Here is a 13,632-nt window from a genome sequence, read left to right as displayed (position 1 = left end):
AAATAAAAATGAAAATAAAATTCTTAGGACAAAACTGTTTTTTGTTCACATATAACGGTGTAACAATCCTTTCTGACCCTTTTTACAACTATCAAAAAGCGCAGTCTGGTTTTGATATAACAGCTCAGAAAATCGATTATGTGTTGATTACGCACGCGCACGGCGACCATATCGCAGACGTAAAAGAAGTTCTTGAAAATCACCCTGAAGCAACTGTAATTGGTCAGCCTGAGATTTGTGGATATTTTGGACATTCTAATAATATCGATATCAATTTCGGAGGTTCTGCAAAATTAGACGGTTTGAAAATTTCTATGGTTCCTGCATTACACACAAGTTCTTTCCCGGACGGTTCTTACGGTGGATTGGCTTCCGGATATATTTTCAGATTTGCTGATGGAAGAAATCTTTATTTGGCTGGAGATACAGGTGTAACTGCAGAAATGAGCTTGTTTCCGCAGGTTTTCGGGAAATTAGATTTATCGATTCTGCCAGTTGGAAAACATTACACGATGTGTCCTAGAAAAGCGGCTTTTGCTGCATCAGAATTATTGAAAACACCGAAAGTAATTGGTTGTCATTTCGATACTTTTCCACCGATTGAAATCAATCACGAAGAGGCTAAAAAGCATTTTTCTGATAAAAACATCGAGTTTTCTTTACCAAAACTAGGAGAGGAGTTCGAATTCTAACAAAAAAATTAAGAGATTAAGTCAATTCAAAATCTTGAACATTACTTAATCTCTTAACATATAGAAATAAAAAATGGCAAGCTACCTAAATCACACCGCTACAACCGATTACCTTTGCTGCGTTCCCACCCTGGAGGATTCTCAGGAGCTGGTTGTTTAGGACTTGCCGGTGCAAAGATAGGAAAATATTGCAATTTCAAAAACGGAATTAATGAAAATACCTTTACTTATCAACTTAACTGAGGTTAATAAATTGATTATTAAGGCTAAAAATTTTCATTTTTTTAATTAATTAAGTATCAAAAATTAGATTTATGACAAAAAACCCGATAGCTTTTGGCTTTGGTTTGTACGCAATCACTATGTTTTTATTCTTCGTAGTGTATTATTTTTTCGCAGGACCAGATTATTTTAACATATCAATTAATGTTAATGCGTTTGGATTAACTTTCATTTACAGTTTAATGGGATTTCTTTCTGTATATTATCTGAGAAAGAATGTTGGAGAAATCACTTATCCTCAGGCATTTAAACAGATTTTTATAACATTATTTGTTGGCGGTTTTTTATCTTTTATGTCGATTTTTTTGTTTCTTAATTATGTTGATACAGATGCCCGAGATATGCTGAATCATCAACATATTGAATCAGAATTGACTAAACTAGATGAGTCTTATAACAAGCAAATCAAGGAGATAAACCCAAAAGATACAGAAAAAATTAAAAGCTTGAATGATGAGTACAAAAAAATGAGCATCGGTATCAATGGCGCCAAAAAGCAAAATATTAATTATTTTTCATTCAGTTTTTTGTCTGCTATCTTTGGAGGCGTTTTACTATTTTATTTACTTTTGTCTATCGTGATTGCAGGATTTTTGAAAAACAAAAAACGCTACGAATAGTTTGGTATCAATTTTATACGTATCTTTACTAAAATAATACGTGATGACAACAAAATTGACTTTGACTGTGGAAAAATCAGTTATAGAAAAAGCAAAAAAATACGCTAAAGGAACACAGAGAAGCCTTTCTGAGATGGTTCAGAAATATTTGGAATCTTTGGTTGAAGAATCCGATAAAAGTGAACTTTCGCCCAAAATCAAAAAGCTAGCCGGTAGTTTGAAACTTCCTGAAAATTTTGATTATGATAAAGCATTAGATGATTATTATAAAGAAAAATATGATTTATAATGAATTTCTTTATAGATACCAATCTGATTTTAGACTTCTTATCGGAACGCAAACCATTTGCAGAAAATGCCAATCAGATATTCAATTTGGCTTATAACAAACATATTTTTCTTTATGCATCATCACAATCGGTATTAACCTCATATTATATTTTAAAAAAAGCTTTTGCAGAAGAAAAAGTGAGAAAATCTCTGTCAGAAATTCTTGAAATAATAGAGATTATTTCTGTAGATAAAATAATTTTGCAAAAAGGTTTAAAATCAATTCATAAAGATTATGAAGATGCTGTACAGATTTTTTGTGCTCATAAAACAGAAAATTTAATAGGCATTATCACTCGTGATATGAAAGATTTCTCTACCTCAGAAATTTCGGTTTTTGCACCTGACGAAGCAATTATTTACATTAATAAAAAACTTAAAAGTTGAACCATTTGAATTTATCTATTATAGTTCCACTTCTCAACGAAGAAGAATCTCTGGAAGAACTCTTTACCAGAATTGACCAAGTTTGTCGAGACAACAAATTATCTTACGAAGTTTGGTTCATAGATGACGGAAGCACGGATTTGTCTTGGTCCATCATAGAAAATATGAAAATCCAACATCCGCAGATTCACGGGATTAAATTCTCCAAAAACTACGGAAAATCTCAGGCTCTTCACGCTGCTTTTGAAAAAGTAAATGGCGATGTGATTATTACAATGGATGCTGATTTACAGGATTTTCCAGAAGAAATTCCTGAGCTTTATGAAATGGTTACTACAGGCAATTACGATATTGTTTCAGGTTGGAAAAAGAAGCGTTTCGATAATGTGATGACCAAAAATATTCCTTCAAAACTCTTCAATGCAGCAGCTAGAAAGGTTTCGGGGGTTTCGCTACACGATTTCAATTGCGGATTGAAAGCTTACAAGAAACAAGTTGTAAAATCCATTGATGTTTACGGCGATATGCACCGTTATATTCCGGTTTTGGCAGCTAATGCAGGTTTCAGAAATATTACGGAAAAACCTGTTCAGCATCAGGCAAGACCTTATGGAACTTCGAAGTTTGGAACGGAACGTTTTGTTCGCGGATTTTTGGATTTGGTGACACTTTGGTTTGTCAGCAGATTTGGTGGAAGACCAATGCATTTCTTTGGAGCAGCAGGAACTTTGATGTTTATTATAGGTTTTCTGTCGGCAATTTGGCTGGGTGTTTCAAAACTGATTGACGTTTATATTTTCAAAATTTATGGAAATCTGATTGCTGATAATCCTTGGTTTTTCATTGCATTGACGATGATGATTTTGGGAAGTTTACTTTTCGTTGCAGGATTCTTAGGCGAATTGATTATCAGAAGCAATCGCGACCACAAAAATTATCATATTGAAGAAATGATTTAATTATGAGTCATCATTTGTTATTGATTATCCATCTTTTAGGCGCTACGGTTTGGGTTGGCGGACATTTGATTTTAGCGGTAACAATTTTGCCAGAAGTTTTAAAAAAAAAGGATGTGGAAATTCTCCTCGATTTCGAACGAAAGTATGAGAAAATAGGAATTCCAGCGTTACTTCTGATGGTTATAACAGGCGTTTGGATGTCTTACCAATTCGGAATTGGATTTTCAAATTGGTTTCATTTTTCGAATCCAATAGAAACTGTGATTTCCTTAAAATTGATTTTACTTCTGATAACTGTATTGTTTGCAATCAGTGCAAATTTCTTTGTGATTCCAAAACTGACGGCTAAAACTCTACCATTAATGGCTTTTCACATTTTGTCGGTTACAACAATCGGTGTTCTGATGCTTTTATTGGGAAGTTTCGTGAGATACGACGGACTTTCTTTTTGATTAAAGTCATCTTCTGATTTTCTGAAAATAATTGTAAATTGCTTCGAATAAAAATTACTCAATTGAAACGAATTATTAATTCCTTTACATATCTTTTTATCTTTTCGATAATAATAATTTCTTGTGGAAAAGTATCCCCAAAAGGAGAAATTCAATCAAAAGATATTGAACTCTCTGAGTTTTCAAAATTAGACTTAAAAGGAAAATTCCGAGTGTTTTATGTTCAGAGTCAGCATAACTTTGTGAATGTAGAAACTTATCCTAATTTCTTCGATAATCTTAATATTGAAGTTAAGGATAAAAATCTTTCAATCTCGGAGAAAAACGAAACGGATAAAGTGGATTTTTACAATATCACGATTTATGGAAAAAATCCTTTTGATGTGATTAAAATAGCTGATTCTGTAGAACTTAACATCTCAAGCCAAATGAAAGTCGAAAATTTCGCGCTTCATTTAAAAGATAATGCTAAATTTATCGGTTCAGTGATTTCAGAGAAATCGGAGATCGAAATGACAAATAAAAGTCGTGCTAATCTGTTGGGAAAAACAACTTTAGCCAAGCTTAATATCAAGGATACTGCGAGTATTATTTCGCCATATTGGTATATCAAAGATTTGGAAATCGAATCTCAGAACGGAAATTATGCAGAACTGAGTGTAGATGAAGAAATCAAAGGAAAAATCGGTAATACTTCGAAATTGGTTTATTACGGAAATCCTTCGAAGAAACTGAAAGTAACTGAAAAAGCGACTTTAGAGAACAATAAATTGAATTAAAACAAAAAACTATAAAATAATGTCAGAATTATCAACATTAGATAAAGCAAAACTTTGGCTTCTTGATGCTTTCGACCTCGAAACCAAGACAGCTGTTCAAGCCCTCATTGATTCAAATTCACCGGATTTGGAAGATTCTTTTTACAGAGAATTAGAATTCGGAACTGGAGGAATGCGTGGCGTAATGGGCGTTGGAACCAATCGTCTTAACAAATATACATTAGGTCAAGCTACACAAGGACTTGCGAACTATCTTCATCAGCAGTTTTCCGGCGAGATTAAAGTAGCAATTGCTTATGACGTTCGTAATAACTCAAAAGAATTCGGGAAAATCGTTGCTGATGTTTTGACAGCGAACGGAATCAAAGTTCTGTTGTTCAAAGAACACCGTCCAACTCCGGAATTATCTTTCACCGTTCGTGATAAAAAATGTAACGCAGGAATCGTTTTGACGGCTTCTCACAATCCACCAGAATATAACGGTTACAAAGTATATTGGAATGACGGTGCACAAATTGTACCTCCTAATGATGAAAATATCATCAGAGAAGTTTATGCGACTAAGTTTGAGGATATCAAATTTAATGGAAATGATAACCTAATCGAATGGGTTGGCGAAGACCAAGATGATGTTTATATCGATGCTTGTATGGAAAATTCTCTTTACCAAAATGTAGGAAGAGACAATCTGAACATCGTATTCACATCTATCCACGGAACAACTTATACAACAGTTCCGAAGGCATTGAAAAAAGCCGGATTTACTAAATTAGATTTGGTTCAGGAGCAAATGATTCCAAGTGGAAATTTCCCAACAGTCGCTTCTCCGAATCCGGAAGAACCAGCAGCGCTTTCTATGGCAATGGATTTGGCTAGAATTACTAATGCTGATATCGTTATTGGAACAGACCCAGACGGTGATAGATTAGGAATTGCAGTTAGAAATCTTGAAGGCGAAATCCAATTATTGAATGGAAATCAATGTAACACAATCTTGACTTATTATATCCTTGACCAATGGAAAAAAGTTGGAAAAATCACAGGAAAAGAATTCATTGGCTCTACGATTGTGACTTCTGATGTTTTCTTTGATGTTGCAGAGAAATTCGGAGTAGATTGCAAAGTTGGACTAACGGGTTTCAAATGGATTGGAAAAATGATTCGCGATTTTGAAGGTCAGGAAAAATTCATTTGTGGCGGTGAAGAAAGTTTCGGTTTTATGACCGGAGATTTCGTTCGTGACAAAGATTCTTGTGGTTCTATTTTAACGGCTTGTGAAATCGCTGCGTGGTGTAAAGCCAATGGAACAACCATTTATGAATACTTGATTGATATCTACAAAGAAGTTGGATTGTATTACGAAGGATTGATTAATGTCGTAAGAAAGGGTAGAACAGGAGCTGAAGAAATCACCCAAATGATGAGCGATTTCAGAAGTAATCCGCCGAAAGAAATTGCGGGTTCTCTTGTAGAAGAAGTGAAGGATTTCAAAGAGCAGACTTGTTTCGTAGTTTCTAAGAACGAGAAAAAAGTGATGGACGATATTCCAAAGTCTAACGTGTTGATTTTCTATACCCAAGACGGAACTAAAGTTTGCGTGCGTCCTTCCGGAACCGAGCCAAAAATCAAATTCTATGTTTCGGTGAAAGACAGCATTTCTTCCAAAGAAGATTTTGTTACAAAACTTCCTAAGCTTGAAGAGAAGATTGCTAAGGTAAAACAGGATTTGAATCTGTAATTGAAAATTTTTATTAGAATAGAAATATAATCTAAAATATTTTTAACATAAAGTTCTCAATTACTGATTTAATTTAGTTTTGAGAACTTTTTTGTTATGTAATTTGATTTACTCAGTTGCATTTAAGACTTTTGTAAATCATAAAAAGTAAAAATCTGAATTAAGTTTCGGAAAAACATCAAAAAATAAATAAGTGAAAGTATCAAAACTCGCATCTAACCTGATTGGTTCAGAAATCATAAAAATCGGAAATGAAGTTAACGATTTGAAAGCCAAAGGAGCACAAGTCTCAAATCTTACAATTGGCGACCTTAATTCTAACATCTATCCAATTCCATCGGAGTTGAAACAAGGAATTGAGAAAGCTTATAAAAATAATCTTACAAATTATCCACCAGCAAACGGTTTGCAATCTTTGAGAGCATCTGTTAGCAATGACTTGAAAAAACGTTGGAATCTGGATTATTCAGCTAATGATATTTTAATTACGGCTGGTTCCAGACCTTTGATTTATGCAGTTTTCAAAACGATTGTTGACGAAGGCGATAAAGTGATTTACCCGATTCCTTCTTGGAATAACAATCATTATGCTTATTTGACAACTGCTAATGCGGTTGAAGTTCAAACTCAGGAATCTAATAATTTCTTACCAACAGCGGAAGATTTGAGACCACATCTTGAAGGCGCAGTTTTACTTTGCCTTTGTTCTCCGCTGAATCCAACCGGAACAATGTTCACAAAAGAGCAATTGTCTGAGATTTGCGAATTGGTTTTGGAAGAAAATAAAAGGAGAGGAGCAGACGAAAAACCGCTTTACTTGATGTATGACCAAATCTACGCAATGTTGACTTTTGGTTCAGACCATTACAATCCGGTAAGTCTTTTCCCTGAAATGAAAGATTACACTATTTATGTTGACGGAACGTCTAAATGTTTTGCAGCGACAGGTGTTAGAGTAGGTTGGGGATTTGGACCGAGTTTGGTGATTGACAAGATGAAAGCTTTGTTAACTCACGTTGGAGCTTGGGCGCCAAAACCTGAACAGGAAGCTGTTGCTGAGTTTTTAGCTGATGATTCTGCAGTGGATACATTCTTAGATGATTACAAACAAAAACTGAACACAAGTTTGAAAGAACTTCACGCAGGAATCCAAGATTTGAAATCTAAAGGTTTTGCAGTGGAAAGTATCTCGCCAATGGGAGCGCTTTATTTAACCATCAAGTTGGATTATCTGGGTAAAACTACACCGGACGGAAAAGTTTTGGAAGATTCTACAGATTTAGTTTTCTATCTGATTAATAATGCAGGAATGGCTTTAGTTCCGTTCTCAGCTTTTGGAAATGATAAGTTGGTTCCTTGGTTCAGAGCTTCTGTTGGAGGTTGTTCTTTGGATGATATTAAGGATTGTCTTCCTAAATTAAAACAAGCTTTAGAAAATTTAAAATAATTGGAAAAAATTCGATTTGTATTTGGAAAAAATTCTATCTTTGTGGAAAGCAAAGTGAAATGATTACAAACAAAGAAAAAAATAATTCAAAAAAAAATCGAGTAGAAGAACCTATAGCGGCTTATGGAACCATCAACTCTGTGTTTCATAAGTTTGCTATAAAAGACGACTATAAACTCTTGAAAAAAGCAAGAGAAGGTCTTAGAACAGACGTTTTTTATTCTCTAGCCGATGCTATAAAAATGCCAGAAAAAACACTGGCATCTGTGATTAATCTATCTCCAAGAACCATAAGTAATTATAGAGATCAGGAAAAAGAATTAGATCCAATCTATAGTGAGCATCTTTTGAAACTAATCAATTTATACAGTTTTGGAAAAGAAATTTTGGGGAGTTTAGAAGAATTTGGACTTTGGATGAACCGTCCTTTTTGGAATTCAGAAGATAAACCGATTGATTTTATTTCAACTTCTGGTGGTGTAGATCTTATCTACGAAGAGATAGAAAAATTAGCACAAGGTTATCCTGTCTAATGTTAGTATTTAGAATTGTTCATAAAAGATATGCTGATTCTCTTTTTGCAAGTGGATTAGAGGGAAGATGGAACTCTGAAGGAAAAAAAGTTCTTTATACTGCAGAAAGTATTTCTTTGGCTTATTTAGAAACATTGGCGCATAGAAAAGGCTTGGGATTTAATAAAGATTTTAAAATAATGATTATTAAAATTCCTGATACAGTAGACTTTCAAATTGTAACTTCTTCAGAATTAACAAAACATTGGAGAGATTTTCGAAATTATTCAGCTTGTCAAAAAATCGGTGATATTTGGTTTGAAAATGGAGAAGAATTGGGCTTAAAAGTTCCGTCGGCGGTGGTTCCAGAAAATTATAATGTTGTAATCAATACCTTTCATCCAGATTTTAAAAAAGTTAAATTAATAGATGTTCTAGATTTTGAACCTGATGAGAGGTTGGAACAAATTATTAAACAATATCAATCCTGATAATTCATAATTAAATTAAATATGAAAGTTATCGCAGTTATTCCTGCTCGTTATAATTCTACAAGATTTCCAGGTAAAATGATGGAGATTTTGGGAAACAGAACCATTATTACAACCACTTATCAGAATGTTGTCGAAACTGGTTTGTTTGATGAAGTGTTTGTGGCTACAGATTCCGAATTGATTTTTGATGAAATCTCCAAATACGGAGGAAAAGCGGTGATGACAGGCGAACACGAAACAGGAAGCGACAGAATTGCGGAAGCTGTTCAAAACATCGATTGTGATATTGTCATCAATGTTCAAGGTGATGAGCCTTTTCTCAAAAAAGAACCTTTGAAACAATTAATTGATGCCTTTTCTAACGATGATAAAAAAGAAGTTTCTTTAGCTTCATTGAAAATTCAATTAAAAGAATCGGAGGAAATCCAGAATCCGAATAACGTAAAAGTCGTTACTGATAATAATGGATTTGCATTGTATTTTAGCCGTTCTGTGATTCCTTTTCACCGAGAATTATCTTATAATGTCAACTATTACAAACACATTGGCGTTTATGCTTTCAGGAAAGAAGCCTTGATTAAATTCTCTTCTTTGGAAATGACTCCTATGGAAATTTCGGAAAAATTGGAGCAATTACGCTACTTGGAAAACGGTATGAAAATTAGAATGGTAGAAACGGATTTTATAGGAATTGGGATTGATACTCCGGAAGATTTGGAGAAAGCCAAACTGCTGATATAATGATTAATGTCGTTTTTAGTCAGATTTAATATCATTAAAAAGTTCAAAACTTAATAAAAATCCTATCTTTGAAATCCTAAAATTTTTGAATGAACAGAATAATTGTCCTTTTTGCTATTATATTTTCACAAATTATTTTTGCACAAACCGCAAAGGAAATCATCGATAGAAATATCGAAAATTCGGGAGGTCTTACCCAATGGAAACTCCTGAATACGGTTCAAATACAAGGACGAGTAACGCTTGGCGTGAATGATTCTTATCTGATGAAAATCTACCAGCAACGCCCAAATCTTACCAAAACAGCTATCCTTATAGCCGGAAAAGAAACACCTGTTGAAGGTTATGACGGAAAGAATGGTTATGCGATGAATTACGCTCAGAACAAGCTTACACAATATAATGATTATGTTCCTGAAAACTTTGATAATGATTTTATTGATTACGAAAGCAAAGGTTTTGAAGCTGAACTTCTAGGAAAAGAAAAAATCGGAGAACAAGTTTATTTCAAAGTAGAATTGACAAAAAACGTTAATAAGACCATTTATTACTTTGATGTCAAAAATTATTCGCTGTACCGTGAAATCAAGAAAGATGAAACGTTGACTTATTCTGATTACAGAAAAGTAGGAAACTTATTAATGCCTTACAGAATCGAGTCGTCTTCGCTTAAAAAAGACAGCGATTATGTAATGATGATTAATAAAATCGAAATCAATAAAGAATTGCCTAAGAATACTTTTAAGTTTTAAAAGTGTAACAATTTATCAATGTAGTAGTAGAGAATTTAAATTCATTTTTATACTAATAGATTGCTAAATTGTTAAATTAAAGAAAATGGAAATCGAGGAAATCCGCGAATATTGTCTATCCAAAAAAGCTGTAACAGAAGGTTTTCCTTTTGATAATGAGACATTGGTGTTCAAGGTCGGAGGAAAGATATTTTTGTTTCTGCCTTTGGAAAGTTCTCAACCAACATTTTCTGTAAAAACCGACCCAGCTTGGAGCGAGGAACTCAGAGAAAAATACTTCCAGATTGCTGGCGCATTTCACTTAAATAAAAACCATTGGAATTCAGTTCTTTGTGAAGGTCTTAAAAAAGAATTGATTTTGAAATTAATTGACCATTCCTACGATTTGGTTTTCAAATCTTTGACGAAAAAGTTACAAGCGGAAATTAACAATTCTTAAAACTGAAATTCCTCAGTCAATTTTTTATCTAAATCCAATTTTTCAATCAATTTTTCCAAACCTTCGAATTTAATTTCATCGTGAAGAAAATCTCTGAATTTAATTGTGATTTCTTTATCATAAATATCTTGGTCAAAATCCAAAATATAAACTTCCGTATGTAAAGATTCATTCTTATCATCAATGGTTGGATTGGTTCCAATACTCAACATTCCTTTATAGAATTGATCATCAATCCAAACTTCAACAATGTAAGCTCCTTTCTTCGGAAGCAATTTATTCAACGGAACTTCGATATTGGCTGTTGGATAACCAATTGTTCTACCCAATTTCTTTCCGTGGATGACTTTTCCTGTCAAAGGATAACTGTATCCCAACATTTTGTTAGCATCTTTGATTTTGCCTTCTGATAAAGCAATTCTGATTTTTGTAGAACTAATATTAAGGTCATTGCTCTGGACAGCTTCTAATTGATTAACTTCAAAACCTAATTCATCAGAAAGAGATTTTAATAGTTCAAAATTTCCGCTTTTATTCTTACCGAACGTATGATCGTGACCTATTATAATATGTTTAACATTGAGTTTCTCGATTAAAACTTGTTCGCAGAATTCTGTCCCTGTAAGATTTCGGAATTCTTCATCAAATGTCTTTAGAAAAATATTCTTGATTCCACTTTTTTCAAGGAGTTCTAATTTTTCTTCTAAAGTATTAAGCATTTTGACATCATCATCAGGATTGAGAAACTTTCTTGGATGTGGCCAAAAACTTAAGATAGCAGATTCAAGGTTTTCTTTTTCTGCAATCTCATTCAATTGATTAATGATGGATAAATGCCCAAGGTGAACACCATCAAACATTCCTAATGATAATGCTAGTGGCGTTTTGCTCTGGTAATCTGTAAGATTTCTGATGATTTTCAAATTCTGAATTTTTTGGCAAAAAGTAATTAAGTCTGCCTGTGTAAAAATACACCTAAATATGGTGTTAAAAATTGTCATACAAATATGATAAAAATCTTTTTTTCTGACAATGCAGAATTGCAAACTTTTATTATCTTTGCGCACAAGTAAAAATTTAGTAATGGCAAACCAAATTAAAGGAAAAATTTCACAAATTATTGGACCAGTTATTGACGTAGTCTTTAATGAAGTTGAACAATTACCAAAAATATATGACGCTTTAGAAATCATTAAATCTAATGGTGAAAAAGTAGTATTGGAGGTAGAGCAACACATTGGAGAAGATATGGTAAGATGTATCGCAATGGATGCTACCGATGGACTTCAGAGAGGACAAGAAGTTACTGGGACAGGTCTTCAAATTACAATGCCAATCGGAGAAGGTGTTAACGGACGTCTTTTCAACGTAGTTGGAGATGCTATTGATGGAATTCAGTCTTTATCTAAAGAAGGAGGTTTGCCAATCCACAGAGAAGCACCGAAATTTGACCAGTTATCAACTTCTGCTGAAGTTCTTTTCACAGGTATCAAAGTTATCGATCTTGTTGAACCTTATGCAAAAGGAGGTAAAATTGGATTGTTCGGTGGAGCTGGTGTTGGTAAAACAGTATTGATCCAGGAATTGATTAACAACATTGCAAAAGGACACGGTGGTCTTTCTGTATTCGCAGGAGTAGGAGAAAGAACAAGAGAAGGAAATGACCTTTTGAGAGAGATGTTGGAATCAGGAATTATCAAATATGGTGATGATTTCATGCACTCTATGGAAAATGGTGGTTGGGATCTTTCTAAAGTAGATCTTGAAGCTATGAAAGATTCTAAAGCTGCTTTCGTTTTCGGACAGATGAACGAGCCACCAGGAGCAAGAGCTAGAGTAGCATTGTCTGGTTTGACTTTGGCAGAATATTACAGAGATGGTGGAGAAAGCGGACAAGGTAGAGATGTATTATTCTTCGTAGATAACATCTTCCGTTTCACACAAGCTGGTTCTGAGGTATCTGCACTTCTTGGTCGTATGCCATCTGCGGTAGGTTATCAACCAACTTTGGCATCTGAAATGGGTGCGATGCAGGAAAGAATTACTTCAACTAAAAACGGATCTATTACATCCGTACAAGCGGTTTATGTACCTGCGGATGATTTAACTGACCCTGCTCCAGCAACTACGTTTGCTCACTTGGATGCAACTACGGTATTAGATAGAAAAATTGCTTCATTAGGTATTTATCCGGCGGTAGATCCATTGGCTTCTACGTCAAGAATCTTGGCTCCTGAGATTATCGGTGAAGAACATTATAACTGTGCTCAAAGAGTAAAAGAGATTCTTCAGAGATACAAAGCATTGCAAGATATTATTGCAATCCTTGGTATGGAAGAATTGTCTGAAGAAGATAAATTAGTAGTTTACAGAGCTAGAAAAGTACAGAGATTCTTATCTCAGCCTTTCCACGTTGCTGAGCAGTTTACAGGTATTCCTGGATCTTTGGTTGATATTAAAGATACTATCAAAGGATTCAATATGATCATTGATGGAGAATTGGATCAATATCCAGAATCTGCATTCAACTTGAAAGGAACTATCGAAGAAGCGATTGCTGCAGGACAAAAAATGCTTGCTGAAAACGCTTAAGAAATTTTAAATGTCAAATTTTAGATTTTAGATTGAATTTCAATAATTTATAATTTAAAATCTACAATCTATAATTTCATAAAAAATGAATATAAAAATTTTAACTCCGGAATTTGTAATCTTTGAAGGTGAAGTAGAATCTGTTCTTCTTCCTGGAAAAAGAGGACAATTCCAGATATTTGAAAATCACGCTGCGATTGTATCGGCTTTGGTTGGTGGAAAAGTAAAAATCTATACTGAAAAAGTAGGTTCTGCTTACCAAAAATACCTTACCAAAGAAACTGAAGCTAAATCATCTTATTCTTATGAGATCAAAAGCGGAGTGCTAGAATTCAATAATGATAAAGGAATAATTCTTTGCGAATAGATTTCTGATTCATATAAATTAAAATCCCGAAAAGTAATTTTCGGGATTT

Annotated in this window: 17 protein-coding genes and 1 other RNA gene; 16 read left to right on the top strand and 2 right to left on the bottom strand. The window is 33.8% G+C overall.

Annotated elements, in window-relative coordinates:
* The first annotated feature begins 8 nt into the window (after nucleotides 1-8).
* Nucleotides 9-692 (top strand): metal-dependent hydrolase, encoded by a 684-nt coding sequence (locus RTY06_RS09970; RefSeq protein ID WP_312824610.1) that lies wholly within the window; start codon nucleotides 9-11, stop codon nucleotides 690-692.
* A 71-nt stretch (nucleotides 693-763) separates the two neighbouring features.
* Here the strand turns inward: RTY06_RS09970 and ffs are convergent.
* An RNA gene (ffs, locus tag RTY06_RS09965) (signal recognition particle sRNA small type) lies at nucleotides 764-861 on the bottom strand.
* 145 nt (nucleotides 862-1,006) lie between these two features.
* On the opposite strand from ffs, the gene RTY06_RS09960 reads away from it, so the two are divergent.
* The 13 genes from RTY06_RS09960 (at nucleotide 1,007) to RTY06_RS09900 (ending at nucleotide 10,624) form a co-directional block, all read left to right on the top strand.
* Entirely contained in the window at nucleotides 1,007-1,594 is a 588-nt protein-coding gene (locus RTY06_RS09960) for a DUF4199 domain-containing protein (protein ID WP_312824609.1), read from the top strand.
* Nucleotides 1,595-1,637: 43 nt separating this feature from the next.
* On the top strand, nucleotides 1,638-1,883 hold the full coding sequence (locus tag RTY06_RS09955; protein WP_116033545.1) for a DUF6364 family protein: 246 nt from the start codon (nucleotides 1,638-1,640) through the stop codon (nucleotides 1,881-1,883).
* On the top strand, nucleotides 1,883-2,311 hold the full coding sequence (locus RTY06_RS09950) for a PIN domain-containing protein (protein WP_312824608.1): 429 nt from the start codon (nucleotides 1,883-1,885) through the stop codon (nucleotides 2,309-2,311). The genes RTY06_RS09955 and RTY06_RS09950 overlap by 1 nt, the downstream gene beginning before the upstream one ends.
* A 5-nt stretch (nucleotides 2,312-2,316) precedes the next feature.
* Complete coding sequence (locus RTY06_RS09945) at nucleotides 2,317-3,270, top strand: glycosyltransferase family 2 protein (RefSeq protein WP_312824606.1); 954 nt, start codon at nucleotides 2,317-2,319, stop codon at nucleotides 3,268-3,270.
* Nucleotides 3,271-3,272: 2 nt separating this feature from the next.
* Nucleotides 3,273-3,722, top strand: a complete 450-nt coding sequence (locus tag RTY06_RS09940) for a copper resistance protein CopD (protein ID WP_312824604.1) — start codon at nucleotides 3,273-3,275, stop codon at nucleotides 3,720-3,722.
* A gap of 62 nt (nucleotides 3,723-3,784) precedes the next feature.
* Nucleotides 3,785-4,501 (top strand): GIN domain-containing protein, encoded by a 717-nt coding sequence (locus tag RTY06_RS09935; protein WP_409450840.1) that lies wholly within the window; start codon nucleotides 3,785-3,787, stop codon nucleotides 4,499-4,501.
* Between the two features lie 19 nt (nucleotides 4,502-4,520).
* Nucleotides 4,521-6,239, top strand: a complete 1,719-nt coding sequence (locus RTY06_RS09930; RefSeq protein WP_312824603.1) for a phospho-sugar mutase — start codon at nucleotides 4,521-4,523, stop codon at nucleotides 6,237-6,239.
* 193 nt (nucleotides 6,240-6,432) lie between these two features.
* Nucleotides 6,433-7,686: an aminotransferase class I/II-fold pyridoxal phosphate-dependent enzyme gene (locus RTY06_RS09925; RefSeq protein ID WP_312824601.1), complete on the top strand. Its 1,254-nt coding sequence runs from the start codon at nucleotides 6,433-6,435 to the stop codon at nucleotides 7,684-7,686.
* 59 nt (nucleotides 7,687-7,745) lie between these two features.
* Nucleotides 7,746-8,219: an antitoxin Xre-like helix-turn-helix domain-containing protein gene (locus RTY06_RS09920; protein WP_312824600.1), complete on the top strand. Its 474-nt coding sequence runs from the start codon at nucleotides 7,746-7,748 to the stop codon at nucleotides 8,217-8,219.
* Nucleotides 8,219-8,689: an RES family NAD+ phosphorylase gene (locus RTY06_RS09915; protein ID WP_312824599.1), complete on the top strand. Its 471-nt coding sequence runs from the start codon at nucleotides 8,219-8,221 to the stop codon at nucleotides 8,687-8,689. The genes RTY06_RS09920 and RTY06_RS09915 overlap by 1 nt, the downstream gene beginning before the upstream one ends.
* A gap of 21 nt (nucleotides 8,690-8,710) precedes the next feature.
* Entirely contained in the window at nucleotides 8,711-9,433 is a 723-nt protein-coding gene (gene kdsB, locus RTY06_RS09910) for a 3-deoxy-manno-octulosonate cytidylyltransferase (protein ID WP_312824598.1), read from the top strand.
* A gap of 89 nt (nucleotides 9,434-9,522) precedes the next feature.
* Nucleotides 9,523-10,185, top strand: coding sequence for a histidine kinase (locus tag RTY06_RS09905; RefSeq protein WP_312824597.1), 663 nt, complete (start codon nucleotides 9,523-9,525; stop codon nucleotides 10,183-10,185).
* Between the two features lie 85 nt (nucleotides 10,186-10,270).
* Nucleotides 10,271-10,624 (top strand): MmcQ/YjbR family DNA-binding protein, encoded by a 354-nt coding sequence (locus RTY06_RS09900; RefSeq protein ID WP_312824595.1) that lies wholly within the window; start codon nucleotides 10,271-10,273, stop codon nucleotides 10,622-10,624.
* Here the strand turns inward: RTY06_RS09900 and RTY06_RS09895 are convergent.
* Nucleotides 10,621-11,547, bottom strand: a complete 927-nt coding sequence (locus RTY06_RS09895) for a bifunctional riboflavin kinase/FAD synthetase (RefSeq protein ID WP_312824594.1) — start codon at nucleotides 11,545-11,547, stop codon at nucleotides 10,621-10,623. The genes RTY06_RS09900 and RTY06_RS09895 overlap by 4 nt on opposite strands.
* Nucleotides 11,548-11,707: 160 nt before the next feature.
* On the opposite strand from RTY06_RS09895, the gene atpD reads away from it, so the two are divergent.
* Together atpD and RTY06_RS09885 are read left to right on the top strand one after the other, a co-directional pair.
* Nucleotides 11,708-13,216 (top strand): F0F1 ATP synthase subunit beta, encoded by a 1,509-nt coding sequence (gene atpD, locus RTY06_RS09890; protein WP_312824592.1) that lies wholly within the window; start codon nucleotides 11,708-11,710, stop codon nucleotides 13,214-13,216.
* An 85-nt stretch (nucleotides 13,217-13,301) separates the two neighbouring features.
* The gene (locus RTY06_RS09885) at nucleotides 13,302-13,583 is read left to right on the top strand and encodes a F0F1 ATP synthase subunit epsilon (RefSeq protein ID WP_312824591.1); all 282 of its coding nucleotides are present in this window, start codon (nucleotides 13,302-13,304) and stop codon (nucleotides 13,581-13,583) included.
* Nucleotides 13,584-13,632: the final 49 nt, after the last annotated feature.

Origin of the sequence: Epilithonimonas sp. (genome assembly GCF_032055105.1) — a bacterium.
Taxonomy (GTDB): domain Bacteria; phylum Bacteroidota; class Bacteroidia; order Flavobacteriales; family Weeksellaceae; genus Epilithonimonas.
The sequence above is the reverse complement of the archived record's forward strand: the minus strand, read 5'-3'. Positions and strand labels throughout refer to the sequence as shown.

What these genes read in the sequence shown, in the direction of transcription:
- RTY06_RS09970 (WP_312824610.1), top strand. Translation starts at nt 9, where the DNA reads ATGAAAATAAAATTCTTAGGACAAAACTGTTTTTTGTTCACATATAAC.
- RTY06_RS09960 (WP_312824609.1), top strand. Translation starts at nt 1,007, where the DNA reads ATGACAAAAAACCCGATAGCTTTTGGCTTTGGTTTGTACGCAATCACT.
- RTY06_RS09955 (WP_116033545.1), top strand. Translation starts at nt 1,638, where the DNA reads ATGACAACAAAATTGACTTTGACTGTGGAAAAATCAGTTATAGAAAAA.
- RTY06_RS09950 (WP_312824608.1), top strand. Translation starts at nt 1,883, where the DNA reads ATGAATTTCTTTATAGATACCAATCTGATTTTAGACTTCTTATCGGAA.
- RTY06_RS09940 (WP_312824604.1), top strand. Translation starts at nt 3,273, where the DNA reads ATGAGTCATCATTTGTTATTGATTATCCATCTTTTAGGCGCTACGGTT.
- RTY06_RS09930 (WP_312824603.1), top strand. Translation starts at nt 4,521, where the DNA reads ATGTCAGAATTATCAACATTAGATAAAGCAAAACTTTGGCTTCTTGAT.
- RTY06_RS09920 (WP_312824600.1), top strand. Translation starts at nt 7,746, where the DNA reads ATGATTACAAACAAAGAAAAAAATAATTCAAAAAAAAATCGAGTAGAA.
- RTY06_RS09915 (WP_312824599.1), top strand. Translation starts at nt 8,219, where the DNA reads ATGTTAGTATTTAGAATTGTTCATAAAAGATATGCTGATTCTCTTTTT.
- kdsB (WP_312824598.1), top strand. Translation starts at nt 8,711, where the DNA reads ATGAAAGTTATCGCAGTTATTCCTGCTCGTTATAATTCTACAAGATTT.
- RTY06_RS09905 (WP_312824597.1), top strand. Translation starts at nt 9,523, where the DNA reads ATGAACAGAATAATTGTCCTTTTTGCTATTATATTTTCACAAATTATT.
- RTY06_RS09900 (WP_312824595.1), top strand. Translation starts at nt 10,271, where the DNA reads ATGGAAATCGAGGAAATCCGCGAATATTGTCTATCCAAAAAAGCTGTA.
- atpD (WP_312824592.1), top strand. Translation starts at nt 11,708, where the DNA reads ATGGCAAACCAAATTAAAGGAAAAATTTCACAAATTATTGGACCAGTT.
- RTY06_RS09885 (WP_312824591.1), top strand. Translation starts at nt 13,302, where the DNA reads ATGAATATAAAAATTTTAACTCCGGAATTTGTAATCTTTGAAGGTGAA.